The 20,086-nt window shown below is 64.5% G+C and carries 20 protein-coding genes and 1 pseudogene; 9 read left to right on the top strand and 12 right to left on the bottom strand.

Translation table 11 applies throughout. The annotated features are described in order from the left end of the window. Positions 1–36: 36 nt before the first annotated feature. Genes NKG59_RS03610 through NKG59_RS03600 form a run of 3 tightly spaced genes read right to left on the bottom strand, consistent with a single transcriptional unit; the run spans position 37 to position 2,574 of the window. The gene (locus tag NKG59_RS03610; protein WP_253535327.1) at positions 37–357 is read right to left on the bottom strand and encodes a DUF6587 family protein; all 321 of its coding nucleotides are present in this window, start codon (positions 355–357) and stop codon (positions 37–39) included. Continuing rightward, positions 354–2,219: a ferrous iron transport protein B gene (gene feoB, locus NKG59_RS03605; RefSeq protein WP_045205398.1), complete on the bottom strand. Its 1,866-nt coding sequence runs from the start codon at positions 2,217–2,219 to the stop codon at positions 354–356. Before feoB ends, NKG59_RS03610 begins: the two co-directional genes overlap by 4 nt. A gap of 46 nt (positions 2,220–2,265) precedes the next feature. Continuing rightward, complete coding sequence (locus tag NKG59_RS03600) at positions 2,266–2,574, bottom strand: FeoA family protein (RefSeq protein ID WP_253535325.1); 309 nt, start codon at positions 2,572–2,574, stop codon at positions 2,266–2,268. A gap of 688 nt (positions 2,575–3,262) precedes the next feature. Between NKG59_RS03600 and NKG59_RS03595 the strand changes: the two genes are divergently transcribed. Then, the gene (locus NKG59_RS03595) at positions 3,263–6,814 is read left to right on the top strand and encodes a bifunctional diguanylate cyclase/phosphodiesterase (protein WP_253535323.1); all 3,552 of its coding nucleotides are present in this window, start codon (positions 3,263–3,265) and stop codon (positions 6,812–6,814) included. Positions 6,815–6,835: 21 nt separating this feature from the next. Here the strand turns inward: NKG59_RS03595 and NKG59_RS03590 are convergent, their stop codons facing one another. Continuing rightward, on the bottom strand, positions 6,836–8,425 hold the full coding sequence (locus NKG59_RS03590) for a methyl-accepting chemotaxis protein (RefSeq protein WP_045205395.1): 1,590 nt from the start codon (positions 8,423–8,425) through the stop codon (positions 6,836–6,838). Positions 8,426–8,640: 215 nt separating this feature from the next. Here NKG59_RS03590 and NKG59_RS03585 point away from each other — a divergent pair, with 215 nt between their 5' ends. After that, positions 8,641–8,892: a hypothetical protein gene (locus NKG59_RS03585; protein ID WP_045205394.1), complete on the top strand. Its 252-nt coding sequence runs from the start codon at positions 8,641–8,643 to the stop codon at positions 8,890–8,892. Between the two features lie 13 nt (positions 8,893–8,905). On the opposite strand, the gene NKG59_RS03580 is transcribed toward NKG59_RS03585, so the two are convergent. From NKG59_RS03580 to NKG59_RS03570, 3 genes are all read right to left on the bottom strand, one after another. Next, positions 8,906–9,727, bottom strand: coding sequence for a siderophore-interacting protein (locus NKG59_RS03580; protein WP_253535321.1), 822 nt, complete (start codon positions 9,725–9,727; stop codon positions 8,906–8,908). Between the two features lie 102 nt (positions 9,728–9,829). Further along, positions 9,830–10,498, bottom strand: coding sequence for a PadR family transcriptional regulator (locus NKG59_RS03575; protein WP_253535319.1), 669 nt, complete (start codon positions 10,496–10,498; stop codon positions 9,830–9,832). Positions 10,499–10,601: 103 nt separating this feature from the next. Then, entirely contained in the window at positions 10,602–11,120 is a 519-nt protein-coding gene (locus tag NKG59_RS03570) for a MarR family winged helix-turn-helix transcriptional regulator (RefSeq protein WP_253535316.1), read from the bottom strand. A 77-nt stretch (positions 11,121–11,197) separates the two neighbouring features. Here NKG59_RS03570 and NKG59_RS03565 point away from each other — a divergent pair, with 77 nt between their 5' ends. From NKG59_RS03565 to NKG59_RS03555, 3 genes are read left to right on the top strand one after another with little or no spacing between them, the layout of a single operon-like run. Then, positions 11,198–11,695 carry a carboxymuconolactone decarboxylase family protein gene (locus tag NKG59_RS03565; protein ID WP_253535314.1) on the top strand — a complete coding sequence of 166 codons (498 nt, stop codon included), beginning with the start codon at positions 11,198–11,200 and terminating at the stop codon, positions 11,693–11,695. Then, positions 11,692–12,141, top strand: a complete 450-nt coding sequence (locus NKG59_RS03560) for a GNAT family N-acetyltransferase (protein ID WP_253535313.1) — start codon at positions 11,692–11,694, stop codon at positions 12,139–12,141. Before NKG59_RS03565 ends, NKG59_RS03560 begins: the two co-directional genes overlap by 4 nt. Then, positions 12,138–12,764, top strand: coding sequence for an FMN-dependent NADH-azoreductase (locus NKG59_RS03555; RefSeq protein WP_253535312.1), 627 nt, complete (start codon positions 12,138–12,140; stop codon positions 12,762–12,764). Before NKG59_RS03560 ends, NKG59_RS03555 begins: the two co-directional genes overlap by 4 nt. Positions 12,765–12,833: 69 nt before the next feature. Here NKG59_RS03555 and pcp read toward each other — a convergent pair whose 3' ends face one another. The 3 genes from pcp to NKG59_RS03540 form a co-directional block, all read right to left on the bottom strand. Beyond that, on the bottom strand, positions 12,834–13,481 hold the full coding sequence (gene pcp / locus NKG59_RS03550) for a pyroglutamyl-peptidase I (protein WP_253535311.1): 648 nt from the start codon (positions 13,479–13,481) through the stop codon (positions 12,834–12,836). An 80-nt stretch (positions 13,482–13,561) separates the two neighbouring features. After that, positions 13,562–13,981, bottom strand: a complete 420-nt coding sequence (locus tag NKG59_RS03545; RefSeq protein ID WP_045205386.1) for a MarR family winged helix-turn-helix transcriptional regulator — start codon at positions 13,979–13,981, stop codon at positions 13,562–13,564. Between the two features lie 73 nt (positions 13,982–14,054). Next, positions 14,055–15,653: a hypothetical protein gene (locus NKG59_RS03540; protein WP_253535310.1), complete on the bottom strand. Its 1,599-nt coding sequence runs from the start codon at positions 15,651–15,653 to the stop codon at positions 14,055–14,057. 196 nt (positions 15,654–15,849) lie between these two features. Here NKG59_RS03540 and blaOXA point away from each other — a divergent pair, with 196 nt between their 5' ends. Together blaOXA and NKG59_RS03530 are read left to right on the top strand one after the other, a co-directional pair. Beyond that, positions 15,850–16,665: an OXA-60 family carbapenem-hydrolyzing class D beta-lactamase gene (blaOXA, locus tag NKG59_RS03535; RefSeq protein ID WP_253535309.1), complete on the top strand. Its 816-nt coding sequence runs from the start codon at positions 15,850–15,852 to the stop codon at positions 16,663–16,665. 150 nt (positions 16,666–16,815) lie between these two features. Then, a complete protein-coding gene (locus tag NKG59_RS03530) occupies positions 16,816–17,259 on the top strand; it encodes a hypothetical protein (protein ID WP_253535308.1) in 444 nt (147 codons plus the stop codon). Positions 17,260–17,345: 86 nt separating this feature from the next. Here the strand turns inward: NKG59_RS03530 and NKG59_RS03525 are convergent, their stop codons facing one another. Continuing rightward, entirely contained in the window at positions 17,346–17,765 is a 420-nt protein-coding gene (locus NKG59_RS03525) for an RrF2 family transcriptional regulator (RefSeq protein WP_253535686.1), read from the bottom strand. A gap of 75 nt (positions 17,766–17,840) precedes the next feature. Here NKG59_RS03525 and NKG59_RS03520 point away from each other — a divergent pair, with 75 nt between their 5' ends. Together NKG59_RS03520 and NKG59_RS03515 are read left to right on the top strand one after the other, a co-directional pair. Beyond that, complete coding sequence (locus tag NKG59_RS03520; RefSeq protein WP_253535307.1) at positions 17,841–18,815, top strand: alpha/beta fold hydrolase; 975 nt, start codon at positions 17,841–17,843, stop codon at positions 18,813–18,815. A 100-nt stretch (positions 18,816–18,915) separates the two neighbouring features. Next, positions 18,916–19,023: pseudogene (locus NKG59_RS03515) on the top strand (EthD family reductase); the annotation flags it as partial. A gap of 3 nt (positions 19,024–19,026) precedes the next feature. On the opposite strand, the gene NKG59_RS03510 reads toward NKG59_RS03515, so the two are convergent. Next, positions 19,027–19,992: an MBL fold metallo-hydrolase gene (locus NKG59_RS03510; RefSeq protein ID WP_253535305.1), complete on the bottom strand. Its 966-nt coding sequence runs from the start codon at positions 19,990–19,992 to the stop codon at positions 19,027–19,029. Between the last annotated feature and the right edge of the window lie 94 nt (positions 19,993–20,086).

Genomic DNA, 20,086 nt, shown 5'->3' with positions numbered 1-20,086 from the left:
TGCGAGCCCGTCGGTGTTGTGACGTTGCGTCGGCCGTTATTTGCGCCGCACGAAGTGGATCGGCTGTTCAACCGCCGCGGATGATGACGATTCGCCCGATGCGCAACCGCTGCAACCGCTGCCGCATGCGCTGCCCGAAAGCGGATTGGAGTGGCACGAAGGCGACTCACCCGGCGTGAGCAACCGCTGCCCGAAGGCGCGCATCCAGCCCGGCCGCGACGGTCGATCACACCAGCCCGCCACGCGTGCGGCCGTGCGGGCACGCATTGCCGGCGCATAGCGGCCGGTCAGCGACAAGGCGCTCAGCGCCACGACTGTGGCGACAACGCCGGTTTCGACAACGTGGTACACGCTCATGTCAGCACCCGTGCGATCTGGTAGGTGGCGAACGCGGCCAAGTAGGCCAGCGCGAAGAGGTAACCGGCGGTGCCTGCCATGACCTTCCACGAGTTGGTCTCGCGGCGGATGGTGGCCAGCGTCGAGATGCACTGGGGCGCGTAGACGTACCACGCAAGGAAGGCCAGCGCCGTGGCCAGCGACCATTGCTGGGAGATGATCGGCGCCAGCTGCGCAGCCGCGTCTTCATGCGTGGCCGACAGCGAGTACACCGTCGCCAACGCGCCCACGGCCACTTCACGTGCAGCCATGCCGGGAATCAGCGCAATACACATCTGCCACGTGAAGCCGATCGGCGCGAACACGACTTCGAGCGCGCGGCCGATCATCCCCGCAAAGCTGTAATCGATGGCCGGCAGCGTGGCGTTGGCCGGCGGCGAGGGGAACGTCGAGAGGAACCACAGCACCACCATCATCTTCAGGATGACCGTGCCGATGCGGCGCAAGAAAATGCGTGCACGTTCGATCAGGCCGACGATCAGGTTGCGCGCGCTGGGCAGGCGATACGACGGCAGTTCGAGAATGAGCGGGTGCTCATTGCGATCGCGCTTCAGATACTTGAGCACGTACGCCACGACCAGCGCCGACACGATGCCCGCCATGTACAGCCCGAACAGCACCAGTCCCTGCAGATTGAACAGGCCCCACACCTGCCGTACCGGGATGAATGCGCCGATCAGCAGCGCATACACCGGCAGCCGTGCCGAGCACGTCATCAGCGGTGCGACAAGAATCGTCACGAGCCGGTCGCGCGGGTCCTGAATGGTGCGCGTGGCCATCACGCCGGGGATTGCGCACGCAAAGCTCGACAGCAGCGGAATGAAGGAGCGTCCGGAGAGCCCGGCGCCCGCCATCAACCGGTCGAGCAGGAAGGCTGCGCGTGGCAGATAGCCTGACTCTTCCAGCGAGAGGATGAAGAGGAACAGGATCAGGATCTGGGGCAGGAACACCAGCACGCTGCCCGTGCCGGCAATGATGCCGTTCACCAACAGGCTTTTGAGCATGCCGTCAGGCATGACATTGCCGACCCACACGCCCACGGCCTCCACAGCGGCCTGGATGCCGTCCATGAGCGGCTGCGCCCACGAGAACACTGCCTGGAACATGAGGAACATCAGCACGGCCAGCAGCATCAGGCCCAGTACCGGGTGCAGCACGATGCGGTCTAGCCGGTCGTCCAGCTCGGCCGTGCTGCGCGGCATGGTCACGGCGGAATCGAGCAGGCGCTTCACCTCGACGTGCGGATCGGCGTCGGCCGGCAGCCCAACCGGCACAGCCGGGAGTTGTTCGTGATCGATATGCGCCACGAGCTCGGCTGCGCCGTTGCGCTTGATGGCCACGGTTTGCACCACCGGCACGCCCAGGGCGGTTTCCAGCTTGGCACGGTCGATGCGGATGCCGCGCCGCTCGGCCGCATCCACCATGTTCAGCGCCAGCACCATCGGCAAGCCCAGGCGTTGCAGCTCCAGCACGAAGCGCAGGTGCAGCCGCAGGTTTGTGGCGTCGACCACGCAGATCAGCAAATCGGGGCGTGACTCACCGCGGAACGTGCCAAGGCAGATATCGCGCGTAATGGCTTCGTCGGGGCTGGTGGCGATCAGGCTGTAGGCGCCCGGCAGATCCAGAATCTGCACATGCCGGCCCGACGGCGAGGTAAAGCGGCCTTCCTTGCGCTCGACCGTCACGCCCGCATAGTTGGCGACCTTCTGGCGGCTGCCCGTCAGCAGGTTGAACAGCGCGGTCTTGCCGCAGTTGGGATTGCCGACCAGGGCAACGCGCAATGCGGGTGTGGAAGCGGAGGAGGAGGAAGCGTGCATCTGCATGAAGCCGGATAAGCGGAGCCGGAAGGCGGCGGCAATGGGAGGCTGGCTATGCCGCCTCGCGCACCTTGGCGGGCGGGGCCGTCTCGGGAGCGGCGATGACAGCGGTGGGTTGCGTTGCCGATTGGGCGCGCACGCGCACGCGGGCAGCCTCCTGGCGACGCAGTGCAAAGCGGGTGAAGCCCACCTGCACGACCAGCGGATCGCCGCCGAACGGGCCGACGGCCACCACGCGCACCTCTTCGCCCGTCACGAACCCGAGTTCGCGCAGGCGTTGGCTGATGGGATCGGCGGGTTCACGGTCTTCAACGTGATCCACCACCGCCGTCGCCCGGCGGGAAAGCTCGGAAAGCCGCATCGTGCGTGATTGTTAATGTAGCGTGGTACAAGCAAGGAGGCTAAATGCGAATCGTTTTCATTATAACGCAACATCCCGTGTGACGGGCTGCGGCACCGGGTCGCTGGGATGGATATTTCGGAGGACGGGTTGTTACGGAGTCAGGCGTTGTGCAGAAGGCACACGCGAAAGGCGCAGGGTGGCCAAACCCGCTGCCCATGCAGGGTTTTTCCCAAATTACCCTATCCTGGGTATTGGCCTGAACGGGGAGCATTGCCTATCCTTCAACTGCGCTGAACTTCCCCGTTCAAAGCGTATTCTTGAAGCCACCGGATACCGCTATCCGGTGGCTTTTTCTATGGGCGCTTGCCGCGCACCGACGTCCCGCGCCAGACGCTGCCGGCACCGTGACCCCGAGCTCGCCTTGCTGTTGAGCAGCATGGCGGCAACGGTGGTTGGGACACCGCTTTGCCAACACCGCTACCACCTCTCACGCTGCCTGCCATGCCGATTTGCGGCACGGTCACGCACAGGCTATCCACAAGTTGCGTGCGATAGGAATTGCAAGCAAAATGCTTGCGCACTGCGTCAGCCGTCCACCGGCACGATGCCGCAACTGCATCGTGCGCCGAGGGGATGGTCCTTGAGCCGCGCATCGTGCAACCGCAGAGTGCATTCGCTCTCCATATAGGCTCTACCGGTCATTCAAGTGCCGAAGCACGCTTTCTTTCCCACCACGCTGCGCGGCCGCTTGCTTGCCCTGGCTGCGGTGGCCGCCTTGCCGGCCATCTTCGTGGCGATTGCCGGTGTGGCGCTTTACCGTGACCGGCTCAACGATCACCTTGCTCAGCACCTGACCCACGAAACCGAGGCCGCCGCTGCACGTGTCGGCATGGTGCTTTCCAACGCCAACGCGCTGCTTTCCGTCCTGCTTGCCGATGATTCGGCCCTGCGGATGGACGAACAGGAATGCAGCCGCTTCGTCAGCCGCGTCGCGCACAACCAGAACGACCTGGCTGGGCTGGGCCTTATCGATGCGCATAGCAAGGTGGTATGCGCGCCCGATATGGCACGACTTGGCGTCACGGTGTCGGATCGGCCGTACGTTCGTGAAGTGTTGAAGAGCGGCAAGCCCGTGCTGTCGTCGTTCTCGACGGGCCGGGTCTCTCGTGAGCCCGTTCTCATTTCCGGGCGGCCCATGGTCGGTGTCGACGGTGCCATTCGCGGCGTCGCCTATGCCTCTGTGCGGCAGAGTGCGTTGATTGCGGCAGCCATGGAGGGCGTGTCGGAAGCACCGGTCTATCTTGTGGACCAGGCGGGCAATGTGTTGTCGACCCACGGCACTTTGACCGCCGAGCAAGTGCCGGCCATCGTGCGCGGGCCGCTGCTGGCAGCGGCGGGGCAGCAGCCGGGCGACCCCCTGCTGGTGGACGATTCCGACGGCGTGCGCCGCGCCTACGCCGCCATGGTGGTGCCGCATGCGGCCGGCGGGCATTTGCGCATCGTGCGCGGTGTGGATGCCACCGATATCGTTCGCCAGCAGCGCAACGTGACGCTGGCCGGCGGCGGCGCCATCATGCTGATGGTCGTGATGCTGCTGGCGCTGATCCAGATGGCGCTGCGGCGGATGGTGATGCCGCGCATCGATGCGCTCGTGGATGCGGCGCGCCGCTACGCAACGGGTGATTTTTCTGCCCGCGTGCCCGAGCACGGTACCTCACGCGATGAGCTCTCGCTGCTGGAGCGCACCTTCAACGAAATGCGTGCCGCGATCCAGCGCCACGACGCCACCGTCCACCGCCTGACCGAGCGCTTTCAGCGCGTGGCGCGTGCCACCAACGACTGGATCTTCGACTGGGATATCGCCACCGGCGAGTCCTGGGCCAACGCCAGCCTGCATCGGCTGCTAGGCAGCGATGCGCTGCTGAGCCCTGGCGACGACGACGGCGCAGGCGGGGGCACCTCGCGCACGCTCACCTTCTACCAATTCGTACACCCAGACGACGTCGATGCCTTCGCCAAGGAGCTGCGCACCGTACTGAATTCGGACCGCGACAGCTGGCAGCACGTCTGCCGCGTGATCGATGCCAACCGCGCCACGCGCACGGTGGAAATTCGCGCGAGCCTGTATCGAGATCAGAACGGCCGCGCTGTGCGCGTGGTCGGTGGGGTGACCGACATTTCGCAGCGCTCGGCGATTGAACAAGAGCTGCGCAGCAGCGAAGCGAACCTGCGGGTGGCCGAACAGATTGCGCTCCTGGGTAGTTGGCGTTGGGACGTGCTGCGCGACTCGACCACGTGGTCGTCAGGCATGTATGTGTTGACGGGCATGCCGCTGGGCGCGCCCCCGGCCTTTGCGCAGCAGGCGCAGTTCTTTACCGCCGACAGCTATAACCGCCTGCGTGAGGCCGCCAGCCGCGCCGTGACGGAAGGTGAACCGTACGCGCTGGACCTGGAGATGATCCGCCGCGACGGCGAACACCGCTGGGTGCTTTCGCGCGGCAATATCGAGCGTAATGACCGCGATGAGGTTGTCGCCCTGTTCGGCACCATGCAGGACATCACCGAGCGTCGCGAATCCGACGAGCAACTGCGGCTGCTGCGCCGCGTGGTCGAGTCAGTGCCGTCCGGCATTACCGTGGCCGACGCGCAGCAGCCGGACCTTCCGATCGTGTATGTGAACCCCGGCTTCGAGCGCATGACGGGCTATCGCGCAGAAGAAGTGCTGGGCCGCAATGCACGCTTCCTGCACTCGTCTGAGCCGGGGCAGCCTGCGCTCAACGAAGTGCGTGCAGCCCTGCGCGACGAAAGCGAGATCCGCGTGCTGCTGCGCAACTTCCGCAAGGACGGCCACGCGTTCCTGAACAACTTCCTGCTCTCGCCGGTGCGCGATGCCAAAGGCGCGGTCACCCATTACGTCGGCATTCAGGACGACGTGACCGAGCAAGAGATGACGCGCACGCGCCTGGCGCAGCACGCCACGATCGATCCGCTCACGGGCCTGCCCAACCGCACGCTGCTGGCCGATCGTGTGCAGCAGGCAGTGGAAATGGCCGCGCGCCAGCGCAGCCGCTTCTATGTGGCGCTCGTCAACATTGACCGCTTCAAGGTCGTCAACGACAGCCTTGGCCACCTATTGGGCGACGAGGTGCTGCGCCGTGTGGCCGAGCGCCTGCGCGATGCGGCCGATACGGTGGACACCGTGGCGCGTTTTGGCGGCGATGTGTTTGCGCTGGTGATCTCGCACGCAGGTTCGCGCGGTGTCGATTTCGGCTTCGACCTGCTTGCCGAGCCGGTGCGCGTGGAAGGGCACGAGGTGTTTGTGACCGCGAGCATTGGCGTGGCCGAATACCCGGCGCACGGTGCAGACGCCGATAGCCTTATCCGCCATGCCGAAATGGCGATGTACTACGCAAAGCAGAACGGCCGCAATCGCCTGGAATTCTTCGCGCCCGAGATGGACGTCGGCGTGTCGTACCGGCTGAATCTGGAACACCAGATTCGGGCAGCGCTGGAGCAGGGCCAGTTCCGCTTGCTGTATCAGCCCCAGATCGACACCAAGACGGGCCGCATGTGCGGGCTGGAAGCGTTGATCCGCTGGGTTCATCCGACGCGCGGGTTGTTGCCGCCGGCCGCTTTCATTCCGGTGGCCGAAGAGAGCGGACTGATTGTCGAGATCGGCAATTGGGTCTTGACCGAGGCCGCGCAGCAGCACGCCGAGTGGCACAAACGCGGGCTGGCCGATGGCCTGACGCTGGCGGTGAACGTGTCGCCGTTGCAGTTCAAGCGCGGCACCGTGCTGCCGACGTTGCTCAAGCTCCAGCGTCAGTACGGCCTGGGCTCCGGCTTCCTTGAGCTGGAAGTGACCGAGTCGATGCTGATGGAGGGCACCGAGCGCACCATCGAAGACCTCACTGCCATTCGGCAGCTTGGCGTGCGCATTGCCATCGACGACTTCGGCACGGGCTATTCGAGCCTGGCCTATCTGAAGCGCTTGCCAATCGATCTCATCAAGATCGATCGCGCGTTCGTCAAGGACATCGACCGCGATTCCAACGATGCAGCCATCTGCACGACCGTCGTGGTGCTCGCCCACAACCTGGGCGTGAAGGTGTGCGCAGAAGGCGTGGAAGATGCCGCGCAGTCGGCCTTCCTGACGTCGCACCAATGCGACGTGCTGCAGGGCTATTACTTTAGCGAGCCGCTGTTGCCCGAGGCCGTCACGGCACTGCTGGAAAGCGACACGCGCTTCACGCTATAAGGCCCCGCACCCGCTGCGGCGCTACGCGCGGAACACCGCGATGGCGTGCTTCAGATCTTCCGATTGGCGCGCCAGCACCGAGGTGGCCGCCGCCGCTTCCTCCACCAGCGTGGCGTTCTGCTGCGTGACCCCATCGAGCTGCGACACCGACGCGTTAATCTGCGCAATGCCGCTGCTCTGCTCGCGCGAGCTGGCCGAGATTTCCGACATGAGCTGCGTGACGGTCTGCACCGACTGCACGATCTGCGTCATGGTGGCGCCAGCCTTGTGAACGAGGTCAACGCCATCACGCACGGACTGATCAGATGCGCGGATGATCTCCTTGCTCTGCGCGGCGGCCTGTGCGCTGCGTTGCGCGAGGCTGCGGACCTCGCCAGCGACGACTGCAAAGCCACGGCCTTCTTCGCCCGCGCGGGCGGCTTCCACAGCCGCGTTGAGCGCAAGGATGTTGGTCTGGAACGCGATGCTCTCGATGGTGGCGATGATCTCGGTCACGCGCTGGCTGTCTGCGCGAATGGCGTCCATGGTGTGCACGACGCGCTGCACGACTTGGCCGCCGTCGGCCGCGATCGTGGAGGCCTCCTCGGCAAGCGCGCTGGCGGCGCGGGCGTGGTCGGCATTCTGCGCGACCATCGATGTCAGTTCCTCCATGCTCGATGCGGTTTCTTCCAGCGCGGCAGCCTGCTGCTCGGTGCGGGCAGACAGGTCGTGGTTGCCGGCCGAAATCTGCAGCGTGCTGTGCGCGACGCTGGCGGCACCGTCCTGGATGTCGCGCACGATGGACGACAGACTCGCGCGCATGGTCGCCATGGCGCGCATGACTTCGCCCAGCTCGTCGTGGGAGCGGGCTTCGACCACGGTGGTCAGATCGCCGGCTGCCAAGCGTGTGGCCAGCATGGCGGCTTCTTCCAGCGGACGGATGAGCGTGCGCGCAAGCAGCACGCCAGACATCGTCGCCAGCCCCGCGCAACCCACACCGGTGAGCCACAGCCAGTCGCGGCTGAACACGAGCCACGCTGCGCCATGCAGATCGGCGGCTTCCAGCGCGATGTGCGCCCATAGCGTACCAACCAGGATGGCCGACGCAATCAGTGTTTGCAGACCGATCACCTTGAAACGCAGGCTGTCGAGCTGGAACAGATTCGCGGCGCGCCGCCAGCCCGTGCGCAGAATGCGGCCGGCGCGCACGGTGTACGACGTGTCGCCTTCGTTGATGGCGGTGTAGGCGCGTTGCGCGCGCGCGATCTGAGCAGGCGTGGCCATCGAACGCACGGACGTATAGCCGACCACCGAGTTGTTCTGAAACACCGGCGTCACGTTGGCCAGCACCCAATAGAAGCCGCCATCCTTGCGGCGGTTCTTGACGAAGCCGCGCCACGGCTTGCCGGCTTGGAGCGTGGCCCACAAGTCGGCGAACGCGGCTTCGGGCATGTCAGGGTGGCGCACGAGGTTGTGCGGCGCACCCACCAGTTCCTCCTGCGAATAGCCGCTGACGCGCACGAACGCCGGGTTGGCGAAAACAATGCGGCCTTTGAGGTCAGTCCGGGAGATGAGGTAGTCCGTCGGGTTGAGGGCGGTTTCGGCTTGGGTGACCGGCAGATTCTTGCGCATGGTTGTGCCGCGCTTCGTGGGCGCAGATGGACGGAAGGAGGGGCGCGCGAGAGACGCGCTTTCCTCCTTTCCATCGGCACGCCTACGACGGGCTAAAGATGATGCGGGCGTCGGCAGTTGATCTCGATCAAATCGTACGGTCCTGCCCAGATGGGCATGGCCGTTGCTACCTTGCTGACAATGCGCCGTTCAGGCGCTGCAGATGGAGGAACAAGGTGCACAAGATCTGTGGAGACGTTGAAATCGTCCCGCGTGTGGTTCCCGCCGGCGGGCGGGGCTGGGAGGCGCGTGTCGAGGTGGTGTTCCGCGGCGCGGAAGGGCAATCGTTGTCGGGCTCGCAACCGGTGCGGCCCGGATGTACGTTTGGCTCGCCGCGCGAAGCGATGGACGCGGCGCTGCTTTACGGACAGCGCCTCCTGCGCGATTGGGTGCGGGGCGCCGCGCCAAGTGCCGAAATCGCCATTTGACGCGACTCGAAAATCACCGCGCCTCGGCCGCCTTGCGTTCTTCGCGCGAGAGCCCCGCCGTCCAGTAGCCCTTTGCGTCGATGGCGTCGCGCGGGACGGCCCAGGCGCCTTCGAGCAGCGTACGGACCTGTTTGAGCAAGGACGCCTCGCCGGCCAGGAACACCTGGGGCGTGCCGGTCGGCATGGGCTGGGCGCTGAGTGCGCCGACCATCATGGCGCCGGCGTGCGCCGTATCGCTCTCTACCCAATGGATGCTGCGGTTGCGCGGGTGGCTTGCCAAGGCGCCTTCCAGGGGCAGTCTGGCGCGGGCGTCGCCAATGGCGATATAGGTCAGCACCTGCGCGTGCGCGGGCAAGGTTTCCAGAATTGCGAAGATGGCGGGCAACGCAGTTTCATCGCCGATGAGCAGCGTCCACGGTGCGGCGGGGTCGGCGCGGAAGCCGCGCTTGGGGCCGGCAAATTCCACTTCATCGCCCGGGGCGGCGTGTTCGAGCCAGCGTGCTGCCGGGCCGTGCTGCGTGGCGGGCGTTTCGTCGTGCACGACGAAATCGATCTCGAGTTCACCACGGGCGGCGTGATAGCGGCGGATGGTGTAAGCGCGCCCAAGCGTGCGGCCGGTGCCTGCGGCATCGTGCGGAAACATCAGCTTGATGGCTGCGCCCGGTGCGGCACCCGCTAGATCGGCGAGATCCGCAGCGGCTACGCCGGTAAACACCACGCGGCGCATGCGCGGCGACAGGGTATGGATTGCGCGCACACGCATGCGGCGTGTGGCGGGTTTGACAGAACTGAGCAGCTGCGACATGAGACCTTGTGTGCGATTGAAGGCAAACATAGATGGCTGCGAAATGGACCAGGGCTGTGACCCGGGGACCGAGGCGGTGCCCGGGCGATGAAACATCCCCCGGGCGGCTGGACGGATGCTGCTGCTTGCCGCTTACCGCTCGCCGGTAATTTCTTTCAAAGCGCGTAGCAGGATGTCTGCCACGCGCTGCTGTTCTTCGCGCGAGGCGAAGCGTTTTTCCATGAGGGCGAACTTCAGGCGCCAGCGCGCGGTGCGCAGCGGGTCGTGCCCCGTGTCAGTCCACTCGGCGGCGTTGTCGGTTTCGCGGTCGAAAGCCATGGCTTCGTTCATGCGCTTCACGCGCTCGCCCATGGCGCGCAGTTGCGCGAGGATGGCGTCGGCGCTGTGCTGGCGTTCGGCCAGCCATGTTTCGCCTTCGGGCGTGATGCCGTAGCGCTTTTTGTTGCCTTCGACCGTGACGGAAGCAAAACCGTGGTCTTCCAGATACGACAGCGCCGGGTACACCATGCCCGGGCTTGGCGTGTAGAAGCCGAGCGAATGTTCTTCCACCGCCTTGATCAATTCATAGCCGTGGCGGGGCGTGCCCTTGAGCAGCGCCAGCAGCACGAGCTGCAAGTCGGCCGAACTGAGCCGGCGGCCGCGCCACGGGCTGCCGCCTTCGTCATCGCCTTCCCCGAAGCCGCCGGGGCCGCCAAAGCCGCCCATGCCACGCCCGAAACCGTGTCCGCCATGGCCGTGGCGACCCATCATGAAGTGTTTTTGAATCCACATTTTGTGGTGATGTCCAAACCATCCGCGCATTGCCATTCTCCTGAAGAGCATCATCAGATATATCTTAAGATACATCGCATGATAGTGGCGGCGATCCAGAAGTCAAGGACAGCGGAGGAAAAAGACGCGCGGATCAGGGGGCGGATTTGTCGCTACCGAGTCTTGCGACGTGTACGAGCCAACGCCGCACGACTTCTTCTTCCTTGGGCGAGAACCCTTCCAGCAAGTCCTGCTCGATCCCGCCCGAGCGTTCTCGGCACGCGGCAAGCAGGGCCGACCCTTCCGGTGTGACGTCGATGTGCTGGATACGGCCGTGCACGGCGTGGGGCCGGCGTGTGATGGCGCCGCTGCGCTCCAGGTTGGTCACGATCACGCTTACCGTCTGGGGCGTCAGCATGGTCAGCCGGGCGAGGTCGGCGTTCGAGATGCCGGTGTAGGCCCGGAGCATCGTGAGCACCAGGAATTGCGGCAGCGTGACACCCACGTCGGCCATGGCGCGCTCCATGCGTAGCCGGTGAGCGGCGCTGGCTTGGCGCAACAGATAGCCAAGATAGCCTTCTTCACCGCGCTTGCCCTGTCCGGGTTCGGGGATGGAGGGCGAGTTGCGGGGCGGGTCGTTTTCCTTGCCGGCGGCAGGGGTGCGCTTGCTCATGATGTTAGAGTTCGAATATGATGTTCGAGCACTGATATTACCATTCCTCCAACCCGGACCTTCAGCAGGAGCCAGACATGGAAGATCTCTCCCCTCGCATGGACTACACGGAATTTGTCGACACCGCCGTCGGCGTGGCCCCGGCGTTGCAGGCGCTTGGCAAGGCGGTGGACGCCTCAGGGCTGGAAAAGCCGCTGACCGAGCTCGTCAAGCTGCGTGCCTCGCAAATCAACGGCTGCGCGTTCTGCGTGCAGTTCCATTTGAACCTGGCGCGCAAGCTGCGCGTGGCGCCGGCCAAGCTCGATCTGGTGGCAGTCTGGCGCGACACACCGGCGGTTTTCACGCCGCGCGAGCGGGCCGCGCTGGCCTGGACGGAAGCGCTGACCACCCTGGCCCGCGCCGCCGACCACGGCGTGGAAGATCACCAATACGACGCCGTGCTCCGGCATTTCTCCAGGACGGAAGTCGCGTTCCTCACGGCCGCTGTCGCCAACATCCAGGCGTGGAACCGTATTGCCGTTGCGATGCGCTTTGCGCCGCAGGTGCCCGCCGCCGTGGCCGCAGAGGAAGCATGACCATGGACACCATCCGCCCCATCGAAGACGAGGCCGCGTTGCGTGCGTGCTTTCCCGTCATGCACCAACTGCGGCCGCATCTTGCCAACGCCGACGAGCTGGCCGCGCGCTGGCGCCGGCAGGCGGAAGACGGCTATCGCCTCATCGCCGTCTGGCGCGAGGGCGTGCCGGTCGCTCTGGCGGGTTATCGGCAGCAGGAGAACCTCGTCTACGGTTCGTTCCTGTATGTCGACGATCTGGTGACCGATGCCAACCTGCGCAGCAGCGGCCTCGGCAACGTGCTGATGGACCACCTCAAGGCTGAAGCCGAGCGCCTGGGCTGTGCACGGCTCGTGCTCGACACGCCGCTGTCCAACGTGCTCGGCCATCGCTTCTACTATCGCAATGGGCTGCTTGCAGGCGCCTTGCGCTTTGGCATGAACATGCAACCCGGAGTTGCACGATGACAACGTTGCTCCACGTGACCGTGAGCCCACGCGACGATCGCTCGCACAGCCGGCGTGGCGCGCAGTTGGTGATTGCACAATTGGCCGAAGCCGTCGGTAGCCTGCGAATCATTGAGCGCGACTTGGCCGCGACGCCGCTGCCGCATCCCGATGCCGGCTTTGTCGAGGCCAGCCTCATGCCCGATGCCGACCGCACCGCGGCGCACCGCGCGCAGCTTGCGCTGTCGGAAACGCTGATCGGCGAACTGGAAGCAGCGGATGCCGTGCTGATCTCCACGCCGGTGCACAACTACACAGTGCCTTCGGCGTTGAAGGCGTGGATTGACTTGGTGGTGCGGCCCGAACGCACGTTCCGGCGCACGCCGACGGGCAAGGTGGGCATGCTGACCGATCGCTCGGTGCTGGTGGTGTCTGCTTCCGGCGGCAACTTTGATGGCGCCCACGCGCAGACCGATTTTCTGATGCCATACCTGCGTTATGTGTTTGCCACGGTCGGCATCCATCAGGTGGAAGGCATCCGCTTGCAGAACACGGCACGCGGGGCCGATTCCGCCGCGCGGGCCCTGGAGAGCTTTCGACAGGAACTGGCAGCGCGGATGCTGCTCATGCCGCTGGTGGCCTGAGGGTTTTCGCGCGAAAGAAGAAGCGTGGCTGGCCTGTAGCGTCGGGTCAGCCACTTGCCATTGCGTGTGTCAGTGCACCGCACCGCCGGCTACCTTGAGATCTGCCTGCGTGGCCAGCGCCGTACGCACCGCCAGACGTATCCCTTTGATCTGGGTATCGATCGACAGGCTTGGCCGGCCCGCATGCCGCGCCGCCAACTCGGGCGTCGTCGGCACGTGGATGAAGCCGCCACGCATGTGTGGTGCGCGCGTGGCAAAGTGGTGCATCAAACCGTAGAACAGGTGGTTGCAGTTATATGTGCCTGCACTCTGCGACACGCCCGCCGGCACGCCGGCCTCGCGCCGCGTTTGCACGATCGCTTTGATCGGTAGCGTGGAGAAATACGCCGCCGGCCCATCGGCCACCACGGGCGTATCAACGGGCTGGTTTCCCGCGTTGTCAGGAATGCGCGCGTCGATCACGTTGATGGCCACGCGCTCTACCGAAATCTCGGTTCGGCCCGAGGCCAGCCCGAGCGCGAGTACCAGGGTGGGCGATGTCTCCTCGATCGCTTCCACCAACCTCTCGTTGGCAACACCAAACACACACGGCAACTGCCGCGCCACGATGACTGCGCCATCCACCTGCGTGCCGTCGAGCGCCTGCGCGATGTCCCACGATGGGTTGGTCGGGTCGGATTCAAATGGCTCGATGCCGGTGACGAGAACGGTGACCATACGGGTTCCTCCTGGGTTATATGCGTAGTGATGCAACTATTTGCCAATCAAAAAAGCGGCACATGCCGCCCCCGATTGCTTTACGTGTTCAGTGCACTGCGGACCTCACGGATGGCCTGCACCGTATCGTCGAACGCCCCGGCGCCGACATGCTCGCGCACGCGCCGTGCCACCTTGGCGCTCGCGGCCTGCAACGCGGTTTCCAGTTTGCGCGCGGCATCCGTGGGGAAGAGGTTCCACTCGCGGCCATCCTCTGCGGAGGGTTGGCGCTCTACCAGACCTTTGGCGATCAAGCCGTCGACAAGACGTGTGGCGGTGGGCCGCGCAATGCCCAGCACTTCGGCCAATTCGCGGTTGAGCACCCCGGGCTGTTTAAGTACCACGCGCAGCACAAAGCCTTGCGGCGGCGTCAGGCTGAACGGCGCATACGCGGCAGTCCATTCGCGCTCGACAGAGCGCGCCAGTGCGGTGGTGTTGAAGTAGAGGCAATGATCGAACATGTGCGGTAGTCTAGCGACTGATCATTAGCTATGCAACGAAATTTTCCGTCCGTCTATCTGCTTGGGTCGCAGCTTAAGGCGCCGCTTCTGCCGTGTGCGTAAGCTGCTTCAGCGCCTGGACGAAGTACGCGCGATCGTGTGGTGCCAGGTCTTGCATGGCTTGGGAGAGACGGTCCATTGTCGTGCGGGCGGTGATGTGATCGCCGTCTGCGTGGGCAAACCATGCCAGTTCCAGTAGCAACCCGCTCACCTGCACATGGCCGTAGCGATGTCGGCCGCTGTCGTGTTCGCGCAGGCGCAGTGCCGCCACGTCGGTCCAGCGCTGCGGCCAGTAGCGCGCATCAAAGGCTTCTGCAAATGGACCGGCCTGCGTGCGCAGGTCGGTCAACGTAAGCGCAGCGCGGCACGTGTCGGCCCGAGCAATCCGCATCAGCGCGATGGCGTTCCACGCCGATTGCAGCGGCCCGCCATTGCGCAGCGCTTGCCATTCGCTCATGGCCAACCAGCGGACGGCATCGACCGTGCCGTCGGCATGCGCTAAGTTGCCGAGCACATCGCGCAGCAGCCAGCACGTCATGCCGAGGTTGGCGGCAACCTGCTGCACAGCGTCGGACGCCTGGCTTTCCAGTGCGGCAGCCAGCGCGGTTTCGAATTGCGCGACGATGCGCTGTGCGGCCTGGGCGCGTACGTCCAATGCAATGCCGTCGGCATCGGCGTAGAGCAGGCGGGCGCGCTCGATGAGGGCGCTGAGATTGTTCCACTCGAAGCGGATCTGCGGGTGATAGCGCAGCAGGCTGCGGCCGGGCTCGGCATCGGCCAGACGAGCGAGCAGGCCGGCAGCGAGGTCGAGGTCGCGGCGGTCATACGCACACCACGCGGTGACGATGCGCTCCATGGCGGCGAGGTAATCGTTGCCGAGCACGTGCCGCTGCCGGCGGTGCGCGCGCAGTTGCGAGAGCAGGGCACTGGCGCGTGTGGAGTCGCCCAGGCGTCGCGCGGCCATCGCCTCACCCAGGGTGACGAGGGCGCGCTGGAAGTCGTTGTCGGCGGCGTCACTGGCGTGGCGCAGCGCGAGCAGAGCACCGCCGCGCTCGGTGTCAGACGCGCCGGTGCTGGCGCCCAGTGCATGCAACAGGCGGCCTTCGCGCATGGCGTGGCGCGCGGTCAGAAAGGCGTGCCAGAACACGGGGTTGGGCGTGCCAGGGGCCGGGCCGGACAGCGCGCTGGCATTAACTTCGGTGCTGTTGTCCGTGCTGCCATCCGGCACGGCAATCCCGAGGAAGGCGCGCACATCTGCGTCATCGGCAATCCGTCCTTCAACCACACAGACCACGCGCGCTGCGTCTTCGGGCGAGAGCCAGAACGGCCCCTGGCTGCGCTTGTCTGCGTTGAGGAAGCGCGGCTCGCGGTCGCGCTGTTCGCCCCAGCCGGCCTGCACGCCCCAGTTCTGCCAGTCGCGAAACGCGCGGCTGATCATCATGCGCTGCGTGCTGGCGTCCGACACGGCGCCCCGCAGGTCGGCCAGGCGTACCAGCGGTTGTTCCGGCGACAGACGATGCGCGTATGCCAGCCGCACCAGCAGCCACAGGCTCTGGAACGGCGCGCGCCGACCATCCACGGTTTGCGGGGTGGTCAGCTCGACATGGAGGGCGGGCAGGGCAGGCGGCGTCATGCAGGCAATCAGGCGAAGCGAAACAAAACGTGGCGCCATTGTGCGCCAAGCCGATTGTTACAGGCGTTACGCGCGTGACGTGAGGCTTGGCGTGCACGCTGGCGGCGGCATGGCGCGCTCCCTACGATGCGCAGCGCTGGCTTATCTGCGCATCGACGGTTGCCGGCAGCCATCCACCCATTTCAAGGAGCGTTTCATGTTCTCTCGCTGGTCGAAGACCTTCGCGTTTGCCCTCACGGCCTGCGCCGTTGCCATGAGCAGCGCCACTGCCCACGCCGAGCTGGTCGTGCGCAATGACCTCAAGCGCGTGTTCGACGCTGCCGGCGTCTCCGGCACCTTCGTGCTGATGGACATCAGCGCCGATCGCACGTACGTCGTCGACCCGGCGCGGGCCGCGCGGCGCATCCACCCGGCATCCACGTTCAAGATTCCGAACAGCCTGATCGCCTTCGATACGGGCGCCGTGCGCGACGATCAGGAGGTGCTGCCTTACGGCGGCAAGCCACAGCCTTACAAGCAGTGGGAGCACGACATGGCGTTGCCCGAGGCGATCCGCCTTTCGGCCGTGCCGATCTACCAGGAGGTGGCGCGTCGCGTGGGCTTTGAACGCATGCAGGCCTACGTCGATGCGTTCGACTACGGCAATCGCCAACTCGGCAGCGTGATCGATCAATTCTGGCTACGCGGCCCGCTGGAGATTTCCGCATTCGAAGAGGCGCGCTTCACCAGCCGCATGGCGCTCAAGCAGTTGCCGGTGAAGCCGCGCACCTGGGACATGGTCTACCGCATGCTGTTGATCGAGCAGCAGGGCGATGCCGCGCTGTATGCCAAAACGGGCGTTGCCACGGAATACCAGCCGCAAATCGGCTGGTGGGTCGGCTGGGTGGAGCGTGCCGGGCGCGTGTATGCCTTCGCGCTGAACATCGACATGCCACGCGAGGGCGACATGGCCAAGCGTATTCCGCTGGGCAAGCAGTTGATGCAGGCGCTGGAGGTGTGGCCGGCGCCGTGAGAGGCGCGCATCTGCGGGCTTCGCCGTCTGACCCGCAATCAGGGATGCCCGCAATCCACAATGAGATCGATCCTGAGGACGATGAAAATCGTAAAAAACTATTGCGCCGGTCCGTCTGAAGGCGGCCGGATGCAACACATCGGGGTCCTCATGTTGAAGGTCTACAAGGCAACGGCCGTCGCCGCAGTGGCGGCCCTCGGAGCCGGTTGCGCGCTGGCGGGCGGCACCCAGGGCGGCGTGATTTATTTCACTGGCGCCATCGTCCAGGCCGGGTTTCGCGTGCAGCCTGTGCAGCAGTCAATCGGTGCGGGAAACGCGTTGCAGGCGCGCGAATCCGCGTCCGGCGATCAAGTGGTGTTGGACTTTCGCTCGGCTGCAGTGCGGGTGGTGCCGGTTGATGTGTCGGTGGAGGCGCGCGCGGCGTTATCGCTCGAGCCTCTGCGAGTGGGCGATTCGCGCGACAAGCCGGACGTGCTCGTCAAGTACGCCGGCTTCAAGGCCAGCTTGCTGGCGGCAAACAACGGCACGCTGACTTTGTCGCGCGCGCCGGGAGTGGAATCCGCGCTCGCGGTGGTGACAGTTTCCTACCAGTAAAAAAGGCGGGAGTGCCACACCTGAGTCGTTGACCGCCGCGATGGCGTTTCCGACGCCACCCGCCGCACTGGCGATGAGAGCCTCAATCATCTTGCGCCCTCACGCACATCGGCGATGTCGGAGAGGCGCATCTGGGCCAGATGATTGAGCAATGCGGCTTCTGCCGCCCCCAGCGCGTCGTCGAGGAATCGGTTGACCGCTGATTCCACAGGGCACGCCGGGTTGTCCTCGGCTCTGCCGATCGAGAATGCGTTCTTATGCGCGATAGCCGCATATACGTCACGCACAGTAAGGTCGCTCAGTTCTCGGGCGAGCGACCAACCACCTCCGGGGCCCGCTATTGATTCGACATAACCGGCTTCACGCAGCGCGGCCATCGTGCGTCGAACGAGCGACGGCTGCGTGTGCAGCATCCTTGCGATGGTCTCGGAATTCGTCGTACCGCCACGCAGGTGCATGTGAATGAGTACATGGAGAAGTCTCGCGAGCCTTGTGTCCCGTTTCATCTTGGTCAAGCAGGTTAATTGTGACATTTGATGTTACGATTTGTCACGGTTTTCGGCAACGATTGGAGCGTGACCATGCAGACATTCACCCAGACCTTCATTGAAACCAATGGCATCCGCTTGGGTGTCGCCGAACAGGGAGCGGGGCCACCGGTGCTGCTTCTTCATGGGTTTCCCGAGACGTCTTACGCATGGCGGCACCAGTTGGCTGCGTTATCGAGCGCGGGATTTCGCGCGGTCGCCCCAGATATGCGCGGTTTCGGCCGAAGTGATTGTCCGGCTGAGCAAGCGCAGTACACGACGCTGGATATCATTGGTGATCTTGTGGGGCTCGTCGAGGCTCTAGGAGAGCAAAACGCGGTCGTGGTGGGCAATGACTGGGGCGCAACCATTGCATGGCAGGCTGCGCTGGTGCGGCCGGATCGCTTTCGCGCTGTGGTCGCGCTCGGAGTTCCGATGATGGACAGGGCTCCGCTGACGCCGAGCAAACTGTTTCCCGTGATGCAGCAGGCGTGGTTCTACACGCACTACTTTGCGCAACCGGGATACGCGGAGAGAGAGTTTGAGGCCGACGTTGCCACTACGCTGCGCAAACTCTATTTCTGGGCATCGGGCGACGCGGGTCCGCGCGACATCAACACGCCTAACCCTTTCGGTCTCGTACCTCGAGAGGCAGGGCTACTCGACGCTCTGCCGCAACCTGCTGCGCTACCGACCTGGCTCAGCGAACACGACTTCGAAGTCTTTGTGAGCGCGTTTGCGGCCTCGGGGTTTCGCGGTGGTCTGAACTACTACCGGAACCTTGATCGAAACTGGGACCTTCAGGCCGCCTTCAGCGGGCTGCAGGTCCAGACGCCTGCCCTTTACCTGGTCGGCGAATATGACACTGGGCTAGCAATACCTGGCATGCAAGAAATCATCAGCATGATGCCCAAGCTTGTGCCGGGCCTACGAGGCTCTCAAATCATCCAAGGAGCCGGCCACTGGCTGCAGCAAGAGGCACCAGAACGTGTGAATACCGCAGTGATCGAGTTTCTGCACGGCCTGTAGCGGGCAATTGGCGTATAGGTCGGGGTTGGCCTTCCGCTCAACCGTGAGCGGCGGCCGCGGCCGGGTGCACTACACCCGCGCCTCAATCAGATCCGACAGGCCGCACTGCGGCGAGATCCTGGGCGACATCGCCAACTACACCGACATCGTGCCGGTGGTCCAGGTCAGCCAGGTCGTCGTCGAGCGGTTGGATCGCTGCGTCTGTTGAGACTTATTTCCCAGCCGAGTAGTTGATGGGAATCCAACGGAAGCCATGCTTATCCGCTTGCAAATGCCCCAGTCCCGGAAAAGGCACGTGAGCGGCGGCGAAAAGTATCTTGTCGTTGGCGATGCGGGTGAATTCCTTGATGCGTTCCTGTTCGGCCAACTGGCTGTTGCTATCGAACGAAACGGTGACCGTCGGATCTTCAAACTGAACGGCCGCGACATGGACGATGTCTCCCACCACCATCAAGCGATGTCCCCGGCTCTCGATCATGTAGCCCACGTGCCCGGGTGTATGTCCAGCGCTCTGGTACGCCAGGATGCCGGGGCTCAACTCTTGCTCGCCGTCAAACGGCTGCACGCGGCCCGCCCTGATGTAGGGCTCCATGATCGCCATGGCACGGCGATAGCTGCCCTTTTGGTCGCCGCGATTGCCCTCCGGCGCCTTGGCCATGTTCGCCTCGCTCAGCCAGTAATCCAGCTCACGACGATTGACGCGGACGATCGCATTGGAAAAGCGCATTTCTCCATCCGTCGTCAGGCCACCAATATGGTCTGCGTGCATGTGCGTGATGTAGATTTCATCCACCTGGGACGGCGCATAACCGGATGCCCTCATGTTGGCTGCCAGCTTCCCCAGGTGCGGGCCGAAGATGTTTCCTGCGCCGGTATCGATCAAAATCAGTTTGGCACCCGTATTGATCAGGAAGGCGTTGTAGGACGTTTCGAGCGGACTTTGCAGGTAATTCTCGGCCAACACGTCGTCGACCTTTTGCGCGGTGGTGTTTGTCAGAAACTGGTCAACCGGCAATTCCAGCGTGCCGTCATTGAGCGCCGTCACCTCGTAAGCGCCCAACATGAAACGGAAAAAGCCCGGCGCTGATGTACGTGCAAAGGGAGCGGCCGCGTGGGCTGCACACTGCAGCAGCAGGGACATCGTCAGAAGGCTGCACAGGGCAAACAGCTTGGTCATTGCATGTCGATATTTCATGATTGTCTTTTCTGTATCGGTGTCCGCATCGGCGTCTAAGCGGCGCAGCGGGCGTGCAGTTGGGTTTGATAGCAAT

Origin of the sequence: Ralstonia chuxiongensis, assembly GCF_024158925.1 — a bacterium.
GTDB classification, from domain to species: domain Bacteria; phylum Pseudomonadota; class Gammaproteobacteria; order Burkholderiales; family Burkholderiaceae; genus Ralstonia; species Ralstonia chuxiongensis.
This window is presented reverse-complemented; position numbering and strand designations above follow the sequence as displayed.